Source organism: Streptomyces spinosisporus, from assembly GCF_022698145.1.
Classification (GTDB): domain Bacteria; phylum Actinomycetota; class Actinomycetes; order Streptomycetales; family Streptomycetaceae; genus Streptomyces; species Streptomyces spinosisporus.
Genome location: NZ_JALDAX010000002.1, coordinates 35,998 through 52,337, shown reverse-complemented (window position 1 = coordinate 52,337; position 16,340 = coordinate 35,998). Strand labels below are relative to the sequence as shown.

At 71.6% G+C, this 16,340-nt stretch carries 14 protein-coding genes; 10 read left to right on the top strand and 4 right to left on the bottom strand.

Annotation, left to right across the window (positions count from 1 at the left end; genetic code table 11):
- Nucleotides 1-342 precede the first annotated feature (342 nt).
- The gene (locus MQN93_RS05495; RefSeq protein WP_242708555.1) at nucleotides 343-786 is read right to left on the bottom strand and encodes a VOC family protein; all 444 of its coding nucleotides are present in this window, start codon (nucleotides 784-786) and stop codon (nucleotides 343-345) included.
- Between the two features lie 229 nt (nucleotides 787-1,015).
- Here MQN93_RS05495 and MQN93_RS05490 point away from each other — a divergent pair, with 229 nt between their 5' ends.
- Nucleotides 1,016-1,423, top strand: a complete 408-nt coding sequence (locus MQN93_RS05490; RefSeq protein WP_242708554.1) for a hypothetical protein — start codon at nucleotides 1,016-1,018, stop codon at nucleotides 1,421-1,423.
- Between the two features lie 361 nt (nucleotides 1,424-1,784).
- Here the strand turns inward: MQN93_RS05490 and MQN93_RS05485 are convergent, their stop codons facing one another.
- The 3 genes from MQN93_RS05485 to MQN93_RS05475 all read right to left on the bottom strand — a co-directional run bounded on the left by MQN93_RS05485 (nucleotide 1,785) and on the right by MQN93_RS05475 (nucleotide 4,570).
- Nucleotides 1,785-3,386, bottom strand: coding sequence for an MFS transporter (locus MQN93_RS05485; protein WP_242708553.1), 1,602 nt, complete (start codon nucleotides 3,384-3,386; stop codon nucleotides 1,785-1,787).
- A gap of 81 nt (nucleotides 3,387-3,467) precedes the next feature.
- Entirely contained in the window at nucleotides 3,468-4,244 is a 777-nt protein-coding gene (locus MQN93_RS05480) for an SDR family oxidoreductase (protein WP_242708552.1), read from the bottom strand.
- 14 nt (nucleotides 4,245-4,258) lie between these two features.
- Nucleotides 4,259-4,570 (bottom strand): putative quinol monooxygenase, encoded by a 312-nt coding sequence (locus MQN93_RS05475; protein WP_242708551.1) that lies wholly within the window; start codon nucleotides 4,568-4,570, stop codon nucleotides 4,259-4,261.
- A gap of 129 nt (nucleotides 4,571-4,699) precedes the next feature.
- Between MQN93_RS05475 and MQN93_RS05470 the strand changes: the two genes are divergently transcribed.
- From MQN93_RS05470 to MQN93_RS05430, 9 genes are all read left to right on the top strand, one after another.
- Nucleotides 4,700-5,242: a winged helix-turn-helix transcriptional regulator gene (locus MQN93_RS05470; protein WP_242708550.1), complete on the top strand. Its 543-nt coding sequence runs from the start codon at nucleotides 4,700-4,702 to the stop codon at nucleotides 5,240-5,242.
- Between the two features lie 83 nt (nucleotides 5,243-5,325).
- Complete coding sequence (locus tag MQN93_RS05465; protein WP_242708549.1) at nucleotides 5,326-5,625, top strand: hypothetical protein; 300 nt, start codon at nucleotides 5,326-5,328, stop codon at nucleotides 5,623-5,625.
- Between the two features lie 43 nt (nucleotides 5,626-5,668).
- On the top strand, nucleotides 5,669-6,886 hold the full coding sequence (locus MQN93_RS05460) for a hypothetical protein (RefSeq protein WP_242708548.1): 1,218 nt from the start codon (nucleotides 5,669-5,671) through the stop codon (nucleotides 6,884-6,886).
- Between the two features lie 48 nt (nucleotides 6,887-6,934).
- Nucleotides 6,935-7,699: a TIGR03936 family radical SAM-associated protein gene (locus MQN93_RS05455; RefSeq protein WP_242708547.1), complete on the top strand. Its 765-nt coding sequence runs from the start codon at nucleotides 6,935-6,937 to the stop codon at nucleotides 7,697-7,699.
- Nucleotides 7,700-7,959: 260 nt separating this feature from the next.
- Nucleotides 7,960-12,060: an Rne/Rng family ribonuclease gene (locus MQN93_RS05450; RefSeq protein ID WP_242708546.1), complete on the top strand. Its 4,101-nt coding sequence runs from the start codon at nucleotides 7,960-7,962 to the stop codon at nucleotides 12,058-12,060.
- 267 nt (nucleotides 12,061-12,327) lie between these two features.
- Nucleotides 12,328-12,648, top strand: a complete 321-nt coding sequence (gene rplU / locus MQN93_RS05445) for a 50S ribosomal protein L21 (RefSeq protein WP_003990208.1) — start codon at nucleotides 12,328-12,330, stop codon at nucleotides 12,646-12,648.
- A 14-nt stretch (nucleotides 12,649-12,662) separates the two neighbouring features.
- Nucleotides 12,663-12,917, top strand: coding sequence for a 50S ribosomal protein L27 (gene rpmA / locus MQN93_RS05440; RefSeq protein WP_007381992.1), 255 nt, complete (start codon nucleotides 12,663-12,665; stop codon nucleotides 12,915-12,917).
- A 116-nt stretch (nucleotides 12,918-13,033) separates the two neighbouring features.
- On the top strand, nucleotides 13,034-14,479 hold the full coding sequence (obgE, locus tag MQN93_RS05435; protein ID WP_016435213.1) for a GTPase ObgE: 1,446 nt from the start codon (nucleotides 13,034-13,036) through the stop codon (nucleotides 14,477-14,479).
- A gap of 290 nt (nucleotides 14,480-14,769) precedes the next feature.
- Nucleotides 14,770-16,320, top strand: coding sequence for an alkaline phosphatase D family protein (locus MQN93_RS05430; protein ID WP_242708545.1), 1,551 nt, complete (start codon nucleotides 14,770-14,772; stop codon nucleotides 16,318-16,320).
- Nucleotides 16,321-16,340 lie beyond the last annotated feature (20 nt).

Below are 16,340 nucleotides of genomic sequence, written 5' to 3'. Positions count from 1 at the left end.
CCTGTGGGGCCGCCTCAGAGGAAGGGGCGGGGGCGTGGGTGTCTGTGGGGGTGTGTCGGGGCCTTGGTGGCGGTGATCGTCATCGTGGTGGTCGTCCTGGTTGCGGTCGGGGGCAGTGACGACAGCACCACTCCTGCGCCGAGTGCGGCCGCAGGAGGAGCCCGCGGGTGAGCGGGCCGATCTGATCGGTTTTCGGCTGGACGACCGCTCGCAAGCCGGGCTCACCGATGTCTGGGTTGTCTGGACCGTCAGGAACAGCAGCGTCGGTGGCAGTCGTGTCGGAGACGGTTCGGAACCGGAGACCGACGTGCAACCCGGCCAGAGGTTCAACCGCACCGCCAGCTACTGAGTCAGTTGTTCGGCCAGGCCGACGATGATGCCCTCGGGGCCGCGGACGTAGCAGAGGAGGTAGGTGTCCTCGTAGCGGGCGATCTCGCCGAGGAGTTCGGCGCCGTGCGGGCGTAGGCGGGCGAGGGTGTCCTTGAGGTCGTCGACGGCGAACATGACGCGGTGTGTGCCCAGGATGTTGTGCGGCTTGTTGCGTGGCTCGGTGCTGGTCGCGGCGGGGCTCAGGTACTTCGCCAGTTCGAGCCGGCCGTGGCCGTCCGGGGTCCGTACCATCGCGATGTCGCAGCACACCCCGTCGAGTCCGGTGCACTGGTCGGCCACGGGACCCTCGACCTGCGCCCTGCCCTCCAGCTCCATACCGAGCTCCAGGAAGAACGCCACGGCGGCGTCCATGTCCTCGACGACGATGCCGACGTTGTCCATCCGCTGAATCGCCATAGCGGTTTTCTCCTTCGTACGTGTGCGGCCATTGGCGGCCGCCTACCGTTCTGACGTTCCTGGGACGGAGCCGGTGGCACGTTCTCGACATCCGTCGGCCGTCGATCTGCGCGACATGGCAGCGCGGCACCTCTGTGCAGCTCAGCGAGGCAGCCCCCGTCCGGACGCGACCGGACGACCTCGCTCCTCCCAGGAGGCTTGGCCGCCGCAACCGGGCATACTGGCAGACATGAACACGGATCCGCCGGATGCGGAGCACGTTTCAGCGGACGCTCTCGCCGATGAGCGGGAGCGCCGGGCCGATGAGCGAGAGCGCCTCGCCGACGAGCGGGAGCGCCAGGCCGACGAGCGTGAGCGGCGGCTCGCCGCCTGGGAGGCCCGGCTGGACACCCAGGCCCGTGCGCAGAGCCGGCCGATCACCAGCCATCGGCAGCGTTCGTACGAGGCGATCGAGCGGGCCCGGGCACAGGTGGAATCCAGCCTGGAGCGGCTGGACCGCAATGCGGCGGCGCTGCGCCGCGCGGACGCGCGCGACGAGCGGGAACAGCGCATCGTCGACGGCGAGGCGGCCGACACCCGGCAGCGACAGGCCGGTGAGGGGCCCGCACAGCAGGACGCCCGGGAAGGCGGGGCGTGACGTCTGCGCCGGCGGTCGGTTCACGGCAGTGGCGTTGGCCTACGACCTGCCCCGCGACGGGACCTGCGACGACGCCCCCGGTCGTTACGTCGTATGGAGCGTATGACTTCCGAATCCACCTCGCCTGCAGACTTCGCATCGCTGCCCAGGGCCGAGTTCGGGTTTCCCGGGCCACACAGGTGGTCCTGGAGCGCTTCCGTCTGATCGCGGACCTTCGCCTCGACGACCGAGCCGACGTGAACACCCCCTAGAGGCCTAGAGGCCTAGCGGGGCGCGACGCCGGGCGGCTGAAGCGGGCGGCGGACGAGTTGTACGCCCAGGATGCGCCAGCAGGCTGCCGCCCGGAATCGCCGCCGTCGTCCTAGCCCGTCGGTTCATTGCGGTGGCGTACGAAGAGGGCCGTGGGGATCGCCATGGTGAGCAGGGCGATGGCGCCGATGACCAGGCCGAGGTGGACGGCGTCGGTGAAGGCGCGCGCGGCGGAGTCGGCGACGGTGCGGGCGAGCGCGGGCGGCAACGAGGTCGTCGTCCCGCCGTGGACCGCGCCCTCGGTGATGTGCGAGGCCGCAGGGGCGGGAACGCCCGTAGAGGTCAACCGGTCTTCCAGGTAGTGCGGGAACCGCGTGGTGACGATGGTGCCCAGCACGCTCGGGCCGAGGACCGCGCCGAGTTGGCGGAACATGTTGACCGAGGAGCTGGCCATGCCCGCCTGCTCGCGCGGAACGCTGTTGACCGCGGCGGCCGTTGACGGCGCGGTGAGCAGCGCCGAGCCGACCCCCGCGACGAGCAGGCCGGGCCACAGGGGGCCGTAGCCGGTGAAGGGTCCGGCGGCCAGCAGCGCCAGTGCGCCGGCGCCCATGACGACGAGGCCCGCCGTCAGCGTGAACGCGAAGCCGAGTTTGCGGACGAGCGGTCCGGCCAGCGCGCTGACCACGATGTACGTGGCGAACATCGCGAGCAGCCGTACGCCGGTGCCGAGCGCGGACAGGTGCTGCACCCGCTGCATGTACAGCACGGTGAGCAGGGCGATGCCGACGAAGCCGAACATGGTCGCCGTCGCGACACCCATCACCGTGGAGTACGACCGGCTGCGGAACAGCCGCAGGTCCAGCATGGGGTCGTGGTGACGGGCCTCGGTCACCAGGAAGAGCACGAGGGTCACGGCGAAGACGACGTAGGCGGTGACGATCCGGCCGGAGGTGTAGCCGGCGGAGCCGCCCTCGATGATCGCGTACGTCGCCGACGCGATCGCCACCGTGCACAACGGGACGCCGATCAGGTCGAGTTGACGGGTGGGGTGCCTGGACTCGGACACCAGCAGCGGCGTCAGGAGTACGGCCACGGCGCCGATGACGACATTGATCAGATAGACGGCGTGCCAGGAGAAGCCGGTCAGGAGCAGGCCCGCGCCGATCGGTCCGACGGCCAGGCCGAGCCCGGAACAGCTGGCCCACACGCTGATGGCCCGGGTGCGTTCATGCGGATCGGTGAACGAGTGGCTGACGATCGACAGGCTGGACGGGAGCACGGCGGCGCCGCCCACTCCCATCACCGCCTGCGCCGTGATCAGCAGGCCCGCGCTGTCCGAGGTGAAGGCCAGCACGCTGCCGGCCGTGAGGACCACGGCTCCGCCGAGGAAGACGGCGCGGCGTCCGACCAGGTCGGCGAGGGTTCCGGCGGACATCACCAGGCTGACGACGACCAGGGCGTACGCGCTCGTCACCCAGACCAGGGTGCTGGTCGGCGGGCGCAGATCCTGCTGGATGGCGGCGAGTGCGGAGATCGTGGAAGAGACGTTGACGAACGCCATCATCACGCCCAGGCACACGGTGAGAACACCGGGCCAGGGGCGGGCGGGGGTGTCCGCCGACGCGGTCGCACGCTGTGCGGTGCCGGTGGGCCGCGAGGCACCGGGGTGGCTCGTCACGGTGCCCGCGCCGGCGGGCTGACTGTTGTCGGGCATGACGGGGTGGGCTCCATGAACAGCGATGAGAAGTACGGCAATTGACGCTGAGTCAGCTGATGTTCACGACGCGGGAGTTGGCTACCAGTCGATCCCGGCCGGCACGAACGGCTCGTTCTCCGGCGCCTCTTTACGGGCCCGCAGAATCTGCTCGGCGGGAGCGCCGACCGGTACGCGCAGTGGGGGCTCGGGCTGTTCGACCGTGTCGGCCACCGCGGCGGCCACCTCCTGCGGCGTGACGAACTCGCCGCGCAGCGCGGGGAGTTGTTCGTAGAGCGGGGTGTAGGGGTCGTCCTCGCGCAGGAACACGCCGGCACGTTCGGCGCCGCCGGAGGAGACGGCGCCGGGCTGTACGACGCTGACCTTGATGCCGAAGTGGCCCGTCTCGATGGCGAGGGTCTCGGCGAGCGCCTCCAGGGCCCATTTGCTGGCGCCGTACGGCCCGACCATGGGGAGCACCAGCCGACCCTGGATGCTGGAGACGAAGACCAGGCGGCCGGAGCCCCGTTCGCGCATGGCGGGCAGCACGCCCTGTGCCACGCGCAGTGCGCCCAGGGTGTTGAGCTGGAAGAGCCGGTCGACCTCGGCGAGCGGAACGCTCTCCAGGGGTGCGCGCACGGTTTCGCCGGCGTTGCTGATCAGTACGTCGATGTCGCCGGCGTCCTTGACCGCCCGGTCGACGGACTCCTGGTCGGTGACGTCGAGGCGCAGGCGCTGGTCGACCGGGAGGTCGGCCAGGGGCTCCGGGCGGCGGGCGGTGGCGACGACCCGGTGTCCCCGGTGCGCCAGTTCGAGGGCGATGGCCCGTCCGATGCCCTTGGACGCGCCGGTGATGAGTACGGAAGACGTGGATGACATGGATGACCTCCCGGTCACGAGGCGGCGGTGGCCGTGTCGGCGACGAGGTTTCCCCGCATGAGCCAGGTGGGGCCTTCGGCGTAGGCGCTCGCCTCGGCGAAGAACGCGGCGAAGTAGGGGCCGCTCGCGTGGGTGTTGAACGCGTCGACGTCCGCGTAGACCTCGTTGAGGTAGAAGACGTCCGCGTTCGCCTCGTCCGCGACGATCTCGAACCGATGCGATCCGGGTTCGTTCGCGAGGGAGTCGCGGGCGACCTTCGCGGCCGCCCGGACGAAGTCGTCCCGGTGGTCCGGCTGGACGGTGAAGGACACGAGGAACTGGTACATGGGCGGCCTCCTCAGGGGCTGCGCGGCTGACACGGACTGGTCGGATCGGTTCAGTGACTGAACTACTCCTGGTGAGGACCATAGCACAGTAGGTTCAATGAATGAACTGGAGTGGGTAGAATCGGGGGCATGACACTCCCCAGCACCTACGCGGACCGCAACTGCTCGCTGGCGCGCACCCTGGAGGTCGTGGGGGAGCGCTGGACGCTCCTGATCGTCCGCGACGCCTTCTTCGGGGCGCGCAGGTTCGGGGACTTCGCCGCACGGCTCAAGATCCCGCGCGCCGTACTGACCAGCCGGCTGAAGTCCCTGGTGCAGGAGGGCGTGCTCACCCGTGACGACGAGGCGGGCGCAGGGGTCGAGTACCGGCTGACCCCCAAGGGCGTCGCACTGTGGCCCGTCGTGCGGGCCCTGATGAACTGGGGCGACGAGTTCTACTCCCCGTCGGGAGCCAAGCGCGCCTTCCGCCATGACCGCGACGGGGGTCTTCTCGACCGCGAGGGCCGCTGCCAGGAGTGCGGTCAGGTCGTTCCGGTCCCGGCGATCACCATCGAACGCGGACCGGGATACGAGCCGGACGGCACCGAGCACGACCCGGTCTCCGGCACGATCAACACGCCACGACGCCTTCTGGAGCCGTTCGTCCGGTCGGAGGGGCGAAAGGCGTCCTAGTCTGACGGCATCACGTGGTCTCCCTCACCCGTGTCTCCCTCACCTGTGTCTCCCTCACCCGTGCGACGCCCACCGGAGGGCCCATGACTGAGCCGAGCGTTCTCCTCGCCACGGCACGGCAGGAACACCTGGTGTACTACCGGACGCTGAGCGAGCACCTCCCCGACCTGGACGGCGACGTGATCGCCGCGGCGCACGAGGCCATCCGCGAGCTGACCTCGCCCCGCCCGGACGCCACCGTGCCCGTCTCCGCCTATGCGCCGGTGATCGAGGCGGTCGCGGCCGCCGTGGAGTACTGCGAGTTCACCGGGCACGGTGAGGGCGTCCGTTACTACCGGTACTGGCACGCACTGCTGCTCGCCGACCAGGCCCTGGGCGCGTGACCGAACAGGGATCCATGACGGCGCCGGCGGCGTCTAGCTCTGTATGGACCTGCAGAAGCCGCCCGCCGGGCCACCGGAACACCCGCCCGCACGGCAGGCGCAGCCCGAGGGGTGCCTCGTCGTCGCGATCCGTCTACCGGTGCGGATCGTCGTACTCGTGCTGGTCCTGCCGGTGCGCATGGTGTGGGACGCGCTCGTCGTCGCGGGGCGCTTCCTGACGGACACCGTGCTGCGGCCGGTCGGACGGGCGCTGCAGTGGATCGCGCGGGCGGTGTTCGTCTGGCCGTTCGTGGGGCTGTGGCGCTATGTCGTCGTGCCCCTCGGCAGAGCACTCGGCCTGCTCGGGCACGTGCTCGTCGTCGTACCCCTCGGTTGGCTCTACCAGTGGGTGCTCACCCCTGTCGGGCATGGCCTCGTGTGGCTGTACGCGCGCGTGCTGACGCCCCTCGGCCACGCCGCGATGTGGGTGCTGCGCGGGATCGGGAAGGGCTTCGCCCTCCTGTGGACCGGACTGGCCCTCCTCGGGGCCGGACTCGCCTTCCTCGCGACCGGTGCGTACGCCGTCGTCGCATGGCTCGCGCGGTACCTGCTCGTCGTCCCCGCCACCTGGCTCTACGCGCAGGTGCTCACGCCGGTGGGGCGGGCGATCGCGTGGTGCGCCAAGGGGCTCGCGCACCTCGTGGGCCTGGTCGCCACCGGCATCGGGATCGGCCTGTACTGGATCCTGCGCGTCCTCCTCGTCCTGCCCGCGCTCGCCCTGTGGCGCTGGGTCCTGGTGCCCGTCGGGCACGTCCTGGCCGTCGTGGGACGCGAGGTCGGACAGGCCCTCGCACACGCCTGGCGGGTCGCCGGACGGATCTCGCTCGCCGTGGGGCGGGCCCTGGGGACCCTCTTCCGGTGGATCTTCGTGGAGCCCGTGCGGTGGTGCTACCGGACCGTGCTCACCCCCGTCGGACATGCCGTGCGGGACGCCGTGCTGCGCCCCGCCGCCGAGGCCGCGCGCAGCGTGGGACGCGCGACCCGGCTGGCCCTGACCTCGGCCCGGGAGTCGGTACGGCAGGCGCGCGCCGACTTCCGCCGGATGCTCTTCGGGGCCCCCGCACCCGCCGGGACGCCGGAGCCCGCGCCGGTCGACGCCGGGGAGCCGCTGCCGGCCCGAACCGGGGAGCCGCTGCCGGTCGAGGCTGTGGACCGGCGGGAACCTGTGGGCCCCGCGGCACGTACTCTTGGTAGAAGTACGACCGCTCTCACGAAGGACTGAACGACACTGGGCAAGCGACAGCCCGAAGGCCCGCCGCCCGCACCCGCGGTGCAGCGCATCCGACTGCGCTACACCAAGCGCGGCCGCCTCCGGTTCACCAGCCACCGTGACTTCCAGCGCGCCTTCGAGCGTGCGCTGCGCCGCGCCGAGGTGCCCATGGCGTATTCGGCGGGGTTCACGCCGCATCCGAAGGTGTCGTACGCCAATGCCGCACCCACCGGCACGGGCAGTGAGGCGGAGTATCTGGAGATCGCCCTCACCGAGGCACGGGATCCGGAGCGGCTGAGAGCCCTGCTCGACGAGTCGCTGCCCGCCGGGCTCGATGTCGTCGCCGCGGTCGAGGCCCGCGTCTCCGGCCTCGCCGACCGGCTCACGGCTTCCGTCTGGGAGCTGCGGCTGGACGGCGTGGATCCGGCAGAGGCGGAGCGCGCCGTGGCGGCCTTCAACGCCGCCGAGACCGTCGAGGTGCAGCGCAAGGCCAAGAACGGCATCCGCACCTTCGACACCCGCTCGGCGGTCGCACAACTGGAAACGCACAGTTCGACGGCTGATAGGCCGACCGACCAGCCCTGTGCGATACTGCGGCTGGTTGTTCGGCACGTGACGCCTGCCGTACGACCCGACGACGTCCTGTCCGGTCTCCGCGCCGTGGCCGACCTGGCGCCGCCGGTCCCCGCAGCGGTGACCAGGCTGGCGCAGGGGCTGTTCGATGAAGAGACCGGCACGGTGACCGACCCGCTCGCGCCCGACCGCGAGGCGGCGACGGCCCTACCCATGGCCGACTCCGCTGCCGCCGCGAAGGCGCCGGTGTAAGGAAGGTCCCGCGAAGGACGGTCGTCGAAGCGCCGCCCTCGTACTCGGGAGCCACCTGGGTCGGGCAGCGCACCGACCAGAAGACTTTCGCCAGGCCGTACGCATGAGGTGTACGGAACCGGCGAGACAGGACACGATGAGCTCCCGTGCGGCGCCCGCGCCCCGGACGGCGGCAACGCGCATCGCGCGAGCCGCGGACGTCACCGGCCAGCTGCCGGACCAGGCGCGGCGCCCGGGAGCCTGACGGGAGAAATGCCCGCATGCTCGAACCGACCGAACCCGCCGAGGGTTCCGAACTGAACACTCCCAGCGACACCTTGCCGCCGCGTCGTCGGCGCCGTGCCGCTTCCCGCCCGGCGGGTCCGCCCGCCGCGGCCGCCTCCGAGACCCCGGAGGAGATCGTCACGCCGGCCATACCGTCCGACGACGACCAGAAGGCCGACGAGGACGAGACCGCCGAGGTGGCGGCCGCTGCCACTGCCGACGAGGCCGTCGAGCCCGAGGAGGCCACGGCGACTGAAGAAGCCGCGGCGGCCGAAGAAGCCGTAGCAGCCGAAGGAGCCGTAGCGGCCGAGGAGGCCGAGAAGACCGAGGTGGCCGAAGAGGCCGCACCGGCGCGTCCGCGTCGGCGCGCGACCCGTCGTGCGTCCGCGCCCGCCGGCGCACCCGCGACCGCGGAGCCGGTCGAGACCGTCGTGCCCGCCGCTGCTCCCGCCGAGCCCGCGGCCGAGGCCGAGGAGACCCCGTCCGTGGCCGAGACTGCCGCCGAGCCGGTCGAGGAGGCCGCTCCGCCGCGCACCCGCCGTCGTGCCACGCGCCGTGCGTCCGCGCCCGCCGGGGCGCCCGTGACCGTCGAGACGGCCACCACCGAGGACACCGCCGCACCTGCCGCGGCCGAGACCGCCGCCGCGCCCGTCGAGAGCGCCGAGTCCGGTGAGGCGGCCGAGGAGGCCGCTCCGCGCCGTACCCGTCGTCGTGCCACGCGCCGTGCGTCCGCGCCCGCCGAGGAGACGGCCGTGGCCGCCGAAGCCACCGCGGACGCCGACGAGACACAGGCACCCGCTGCCGTCGCCGTGGCGGAGACGAGCGACGAGAAGACCGTGGACAAGGCGGACGAGAAGACCGACGAGGAGGCCGCCCCGCGGCGTACCCGTCGGCGGGCCACCCGTAAGGCCGCGAGCGGGTTCGCCGAGCCCGCTCAGCCCGCCCGGTCCGCCGTAGCCGCCGAGGAGGCCGACGCCGCCGAGAGCGAGGAGTCGCGCAAGCCCGCGCGGCCCGCCGTCGCCGTCTTCCAGGCCCCGGTGTTCACCGAGCCGAAGTTCCAGACGCCGGAGCGGGCCGCCGCCGAAGCGGCCGCCGAGGCCGGTGCCGCCGCCGAGCCCGAGGAGCTCCCGGAGGAGCGGCCCGGCGCCAAGCGGCGCCGCCGTCGCCGGGGCGGTGCCTTCGGCGAGGAGAGCGAGACGCAGACCGCCGAGGCCACCGAGACCGCCGCGCCCGTCGACTCCGCCGAGGACGAGCCGGAGGAGGCCGACGAGCAGGCCGAGGACAGCGCCGACGGCGACGAGTCCGAGGAGACCGGTTCGCGCCGTCGCCGTCGCCGCGGCGGCCGTCGTCGCCGTCGTGGCGAGTCCGCCGAGTCCGCCGGTGACGACGAGTCGGAGGACTCCGAGGAGACCGCTGCCGCGCAGGCGGCGCAGGACGCAGAGGACACGGCCGAGCAGGTCGAGGAGGACGAGGAGGACGAGTCCGCCGGTGAGAGCGGCGGCTCCTCCTCCAGCAGCCGCAGGCGTCGTCGCCGGCGCCGTCGCTCCGGCGACTCCGCCGACACCGAGCCCGGCGAGGGCGACCCCGAGCGCACCGTCGTCAAGGTCCGCGAGCCCCGCCCGAAGTCCGAGCCGTCCGACGAGGTGCAGTCCATCAAGGGCTCGACCCGTCTGGAGGCCAAGAAGCAGCGCCGCCGCGAGGGCCGCGAGCAGGGCCGCCGGCGCGTCCCGATCATCACCGAGGCCGAGTTCCTGGCCCGCCGTGAGGCCGTCGAGCGGGTGATGGTCGTCCGCCAGCACGGCGAGCGCACGCAGATCGGCGTCCTGGAGGACGGCGTGCTCGTCGAGCACTACGTCAACAAGGAGCAGGCCACCTCGTACGTCGGCAATGTGTACCTGGGCAAGGTGCAGAACGTCCTGCCGTCGATGGAGGCCGCCTTCATCGACATCGGCAAGGGCCGCAACGCCGTGCTGTACGCGGGCGAGGTCAACTTCGAGGCGCTGGGCATGGCCAACGGCCCGCGGCGCATCGAGTCCGCCCTGAAGTCCGGCCAGTCCGTGCTGGTCCAGGTGACGAAGGACCCGATCGGGCACAAGGGCGCCAGGCTCACCAGCCAGGTCTCCCTCCCCGGCCGCTACCTGGTGTACGTCCCCGAGGGCTCGATGACCGGCATCAGCCGCAAGCTGCCCGACACCGAGCGGGCGCGGCTGAAGACCATCCTCAAGAAGGTCGTCCCCGAGGACGCGGGCGTCATCGTGCGCACCGCCGCCGAGGGCGCGAGCGAGGACGAGCTGCGCCGGGACGTCGAGCGGCTGCAGGCGCAGTGGGAGGACATCCAGAAGAAGTCCAAGAGCGGCAACGCGCCGACGCTGCTGTACGGCGAGCCGGACATGACGGTCCGGGTCGTCCGCGACATCTTCAACGAGGACTTCTCCAAGGTCGTCGTGAGCGGCGACGAGGCCTGGTCGACCATTCACGGGTACGTCTCGCACGTCGCGCCCGACCTGGCCGACCGGCTGTCGAAGTGGACCTCCGAGGTCGACGTCTTCGCCACGTACCGCATCGACGAGCAGCTCGCCAAGGCGCTGGACCGCAAGGTCTGGCTGCCCAGCGGCGGTTCGCTGGTCATCGACCGGACCGAGGCGATGGTCGTCGTCGACGTCAACACCGGCAAGTTCACCGGCCAGGGCGGCAACCTCGAGGAGACCGTCACCAGGAACAACCTGGAGGCGGCCGAGGAGATCGTCCGCCAGCTCCGGCTGCGTGACCTCGGCGGCATCATCGTCATCGACTTCATCGACATGGTGCTGGAGTCCAACCGGGACCTGGTACTGCGGCGTCTGCTGGAGTGCCTGGGCCGGGACCGGACCAAGCACCAGGTCGCCGAGGTCACCTCGCTGGGCCTGGTGCAGATGACCCGCAAGCGGGTCGGCCAGGGCCTGCTGGAGTCGTTCTCCGAGACCTGCGTCCACTGCAACGGCCGCGGTGTCATCGTGCACATGGAGCAGCCCACCTCCTCCGGTGGCGGCGGCAAGCGCAAGAAGCGCGGCCGTGGCGGCGACACGCACGTCCACGAGCACGAGAGCGCGGCGGCCGTCGAGGCACCGGAGGCCGCCGAGGAGACCGAGGCCGAGGTCGCCGCCGAGGTGGCGGCGCCCGTCGCCCTGGCCGAGCCCGCCTTCACCGCGGACGAGGAGCTCTACAGCAGCGTCGCCGAGGCGGAGGCCGCGGCGGGCCGTGGCCGTTCGCGCCGCCGCGCGAGCCGCCGGGCCTCGGCTCCGGCCGGTGCGCCGAGGCGCGAGGAGAGCAGGAGCGAGCGGGCCGGGCGCGAGGAGAACAAGCCCGAGAAGGCCGAGAAGGCCGAGAAGGCCGAGAAGGCCGAGAAGTCCGAGGAGCTCGAGAAGTCCGAGGAGAAGAAGGCCGAGGCGCCTACGGCTCAGGACGTGACCGCCGAGGCCGAGGCGGAGCGTCCGGTGCAGCCGGAGCGGGCCGCCGAGGCGCTCGCCGAGCCCGCCGCCGTGGAGGACGCGGTCGTTCCCGCCCGGACCGCGGAGGCATCGGAGGAGGCCGCCCCCAAGGGGCGTACGCGCCGTCGGGCCACCCGGAAGGTGTCGGCGCCGGCCGGTTCGCCCGCGGGGGCCGAGGCCTCCGTGGTGACGATCACCGAGTCCGCACCGGCCGCCGACGCGGACACCGCCGCCGAGCCGGCCGCACCGAGCGCGGCGCAGCCCGAGGCTCCGGCCCCGAGCGCCGCCCCGGCTCGCCCGCGGCGTCGTGCGGTGCGCAAGGAGGCCGCGCCCACCGCGTCCGAGGAGGAGGCCGTCACGGTCGTTCCGTCGGGCACGGCGGACGAGGCGCCGGCCGCGGACGAGGCGCCGGCCGCGGAGGGCGCCGAGGAGGCGGCTCCGGCCAAGAAGACGGCCCGTAAGACGGCCAAGAAGGCCACCGCCAAGAAGGCCGCGACGAAGAAGACCGCGGCAAAGAAGACGGCGGCCAAGAAGGCCACGGCCAAGAAGGCGGCGAAGACCGCCAAGACGGCCGCGGCCAAGACGACGGCGAAGAAGACGGCGGTCTCGGCCGCCGCCGACGAGAGCTGAGCCCTCGGCGCAGCCCGAGCGGTGCCCGTGCGGCCGGTCCCTGTGACCGGCCGCACGTCTGCGGGGGTCGGCCCGGTTTGACCCCCTCGGCCGCGGCCCCGTAACCTTGACCCTCGGTGTGTCCGCTGTTGAGGACGCACCACATCCTCGTAAACCTCTTCCTCCAGAGCGCCGGGTGCCCTGCACCGGCCGCCGCGGAGAGGCCGACCGCGTGCCGGGCGGCTGGACTGCGAGGGTGCCGTTCCCGAGCGAGAGAGTGAGATCCGCGTGTACGCCATCGTGCGCAGCGGTGGTCGCCAGCACAAGGTTGCTGTCGGCGACATCGTTGAGGTTGACAAGATTTCCACTGCCAAGGTTGGCGACACGGTCGAGCTCTCGACCCTGCTCGTTGTCGACGGCGACGCTGTGACCAGCGACCCGTGGGTGCTGGCCGGCATCAAGGTCCAGGCCGAGGTCGTGGACCACCACAAGGGCCAGAAGATCGACATTCTGCGCTACAAGAACAAGACCGGTTACCGCCGTCGCCAGGGCCATCGCCAGCAGTACACGGCGATCAAGGTCACTGAGATCCCCACGGCTGCGAAGTAAGGGACTGAGGAGAAATGGCACACAAGAAGGGCGCATCGTCCACTCGGAACGGTCGCGACTCCAATGCCCAGCGGCTCGGCGTGAAGCGCTTCGGCGGTCAGGTCGTCAACGCTGGTGAGATCCTGGTCCGCCAGCGCGGCACCCACTTCCACCCCGGTGCGGGCGTCGGCCGTGGCGGCGACGACACGCTGTTCGCGCTGAACGCCGGTGCGGTGGAGTTCGGTACCCATCGCGGCCGCAAGGTCGTGAACATCGTTCCGGTCGCCTGATCCAGGGCACCTGACCGGAAGCTTTCGCGAGGCGGACCTCACTTCCCTGGTGGGAAGCGGGTCCGCCTTTCGCGTGTTGACCTGGCAAGACCCGTACGTAACTGGAGGCACATCCCATGACCACCTTCGTGGACCGCGTCGAACTGCACGTCGCCGCGGGTAACGGAGGCCACGGCTGTGCCTCCGTCCACCGTGAGAAGTTCAAGCCGCTCGGCGGACCCGACGGCGGCAACGGCGGACGCGGCGGGGACGTGATCCTCACCGTCGACCAGTCCGTGACGACGCTGCTCGACTACCACCACTCCCCGCACCGCAAGGCCACCAACGGCAAGCCCGGCGAGGGCGGCAACCGAAGCGGCAAGGACGGACAGGACCTGGTGCTGCCGGTGCCCGACGGCACGGTCGTCCTGGACAAGGCGGGCAACGTCCTCGCCGACCTGGTCGGACAGGGCACCTCCTACGTCGCCGCACAGGGCGGCCGCGGCGGGCTCGGCAACGCGGCGCTCGCCTCGGCACGGCGCAAGGCGCCCGGCTTCGCGCTGCTCGGCGTGCCGGGGGATCTGCAGGACATCGTCCTGGAGCTGAAGACCGTCGCCGACGTGGCGCTCGTGGGGTACCCGAGCGCGGGCAAGTCCTCGCTGATCTCGGTGCTGAGCGCCGCCAAGCCGAAGATCGCCGACTATCCCTTCACCACGCTGGTGCCGAACCTCGGTGTCGTGACGGCCGGTTCGACCGTGTACACCATCGCGGACGTGCCCGGGCTGATCCCCGGCGCCAGCCAGGGCAGGGGCCTGGGCCTGGAGTTCCTGCGCCATGTGGAGCGGTGCAGTGTGCTGGTGCATGTGCTGGACACGGCGACGCTGGAGTCCGAGCGGGACCCCGTCTCCGACCTCGATGTCATCGAGGAGGAGCTGAAGCAGTACGGCGGGCTCGACCGGCGGCCGCGGATCGTCGTCCTGAACAAGATCGACGTACCGGACGGCAAGGACCTCGCCGAGATGGTGCGGCCGGATCTGGAGGCGCGGGGATACCGCGTCTTCGAGGTGTCCGCCGTCGCGCATCTCGGGCTGAAGGAGCTGTCGTTCGCGCTGGCCGACCTGGTCGCGAAGGCGCGGGCCGCGCGGCCCGCCGAGGAGGCGACGCGGATCGTCATCCGGCCCAAGGCCGTGGACGACGCGGGCTTCACCGTCACGCGCGAGGAGGCCGACGGGGAGCCGCTGTTCCGGGTGCGCGGCGAGAAGCCCGAGCGCTGGGTGCGGCAGACCGACTTCAACAACGACGAGGCCGTCGGCTATCTGGCCGACCGTCTCAACCGCCTCGGTGTGGAGGAGGAGTTGATGAAGGCGGGCGCCCGGTCCGGCGACGGTGTGGCCATCGGGCCCGAGGACAACGCGGTCGTCTTCGACTGGGAGCCGTCGGTGATGGCCGGGGCGGAGATGCTGGGGCGCCGTGGTGAGGACCACCGCTTCGAGGCGCCCCGTCCCGCGGCGCAGCGGCGCCGGGACCGGGAAGCCGAACGCGACGAGTCCCTCCGGGACTTCGACGGGTTCGAGCCGTTCTGACGCCTTTCTGACCCTCCTTCTGCCCCTCCTTCTGCCTCCTTCTGACCCTTCAGAGCGCGAAAATCGGCTCGAAGCTCTCCTACCGCACATCCTCGTCATGCCCGTCAATTGAGGCGGCACACGACCCGTTGTGACCAGAGCACGTTCATCCCGTTGTTCCTGTGTCGCAACGGGTCTCCTGTTGTCTGCTCATTTGTCATGCACGCGAAGGCCCGTGTTCAGCCCGTGGACCGTCCGGCTGCGTGAGCTTTCACGTGTCCAACAGGCCCGCGAGGCAAGGGAGTCAGCCGATGACCGGAGCAAGCTCGCCCGACCGACGCCGCTTTCTGACCGCCGGCACCGCCGTGCTCGGCGCTGCCGCCTCCGCCGTGCTCTGGCTGCCGGGCACCGCCCGGGCGGCCGGAGCGACGCTGCCCGACGGGGTGTTCAGCCTCGGGGTCGCCTCCGGGGACCCGCTGCCCGACGGCATCGTGCTGTGGACCAGACTCGCCCCCGACCCGCTGAACGGCGGGGGCATGCCCGACCGTGTGGTCTCGGTCGAGTGGGAGATCGCCGAGGACGCGCGGCTGAGAAAGCCGGTGCGCCGGGGCGTCGCCCACGCCCGCCCCGAGTACGGGCACAGCGTGCACGTGGACGTCCGCGGGCTGCGCCCGGACCGCGCGTACTGGTACCGCTTCCGGGTGGAGGGCCAGGTCTCGCCCACCGGCCGTACCCGCACCGCGCCCCACCCGCACGCGCGCAACGGCTTCCTGCGCGTCGCCCTCGCCTCCTGTCAGAACTGGCAGCACGGCTACTTCACGCCGTACGCCGACATGCTGGAACAGGACCCCGACGTCGTCCTGTTCGTCGGTGACTACATCTACGAGTCCACGCCCTCCTCGGCGGGGCCGCGGCGGCACGAGGGCACGGGGGAGCCGTACACCCTGGAGCAGTACCGCAACCGGTACGCGCAGTACCGAAGCGACCCCGACCTGGCGGCGATGCACGCGAACGCGCCCTGGGTGGTCACCTTCGACGACCACGAGGTGGACAACGACTGGGCCGGGCAGATCCCGCAGGACCCCGCCAAACAGCCGCACGACGCCTTCGTGGCCCGGCTGACGGCGGCCTTCCAGGCGTACTACGAGCACATGCCGGTGCGGGCGAGCGCGATCCCGAGCGGGCCGCACATCCAGATGTACCGGCGCCTGGAGTTCGGCCGCCTGGCGCGGCTGAACGTGCTCGACACCCGGCAGTTCCGCAGCGACCAGGTGACCAGCCAGGCGGACGCCGAGGACCCCTCGCTCACGATGCTCGGCGCCGAGCAGAAGGAGTGGCTGCTGGACGGGATGCACGACTCGCCCGCCCGCTGGAACCTCGTCGCCTCGCAGATCATGATGGCCGAGACCGACATCCTGCCCGGCGAGGGCAAGCTCTGGTACTACGACGCCTGGGACGGCTACCAGGTCGAACGCAACGCCCTGCTGGACGAGTTCGCCGACGTCCGCAACCCGGTCGTGCTCAGCGGCGACCGCCACCTGACGATGATCAGCGACCTGAAGACCGACTACTCCGACCCCGAGTCCGAGGTCGTGGGCGCCGAGTTCGTCGGCACGTCCATCTCCAGCAACGGCGACCAGGACCAGGCCGCCTTCCATGCCCAGTGGGACCCGCTGAAGGCGGACAACCCGCACTGGAAGCTCATCGACGCCCATCGCGGCTACCACCTCTTCGACATCCGGCGTGACGGGATCGACGCGCAGGTGCGGGTGGTGGACACGGTGGTCCAGCCGCAGGCCACACCGAGCACGCTGGCGCGGCTGCGGGTGGAGAGCGGGCGCCCGGGCGTGGAATTGGTCTGACGGGCAGGGAGGGGGAGGGG

Excerpts from the sequence above, each read along its gene's own strand:
- MQN93_RS05495 (WP_242708555.1), bottom strand. The coding sequence starts at position 786 with ATGGCGATTCAGCGGATGGACAACGTCGGCATCGTCGTCGAGGACATG.
- MQN93_RS05490 (WP_242708554.1), top strand. The coding sequence starts at position 1,016 with ATGAACACGGATCCGCCGGATGCGGAGCACGTTTCAGCGGACGCTCTC.
- MQN93_RS05485 (WP_242708553.1), bottom strand. The coding sequence starts at position 3,386 with ATGCCCGACAACAGTCAGCCCGCCGGCGCGGGCACCGTGACGAGCCAC.
- MQN93_RS05480 (WP_242708552.1), bottom strand. The coding sequence starts at position 4,244 with ATGTCATCCACGTCTTCCGTACTCATCACCGGCGCGTCCAAGGGCATC.
- MQN93_RS05475 (WP_242708551.1), bottom strand. The coding sequence starts at position 4,570 with ATGTACCAGTTCCTCGTGTCCTTCACCGTCCAGCCGGACCACCGGGAC.
- MQN93_RS05470 (WP_242708550.1), top strand. The coding sequence starts at position 4,700 with ATGACACTCCCCAGCACCTACGCGGACCGCAACTGCTCGCTGGCGCGC.
- MQN93_RS05465 (WP_242708549.1), top strand. The coding sequence starts at position 5,326 with ATGACTGAGCCGAGCGTTCTCCTCGCCACGGCACGGCAGGAACACCTG.
- MQN93_RS05460 (WP_242708548.1), top strand. The coding sequence starts at position 5,669 with ATGGACCTGCAGAAGCCGCCCGCCGGGCCACCGGAACACCCGCCCGCA.
- MQN93_RS05450 (WP_242708546.1), top strand. The coding sequence starts at position 7,960 with ATGCTCGAACCGACCGAACCCGCCGAGGGTTCCGAACTGAACACTCCC.
- rpmA (WP_007381992.1), top strand. The coding sequence starts at position 12,663 with ATGGCACACAAGAAGGGCGCATCGTCCACTCGGAACGGTCGCGACTCC.
- obgE (WP_016435213.1), top strand. The coding sequence starts at position 13,034 with ATGACCACCTTCGTGGACCGCGTCGAACTGCACGTCGCCGCGGGTAAC.
- MQN93_RS05430 (WP_242708545.1), top strand. The coding sequence starts at position 14,770 with ATGACCGGAGCAAGCTCGCCCGACCGACGCCGCTTTCTGACCGCCGGC.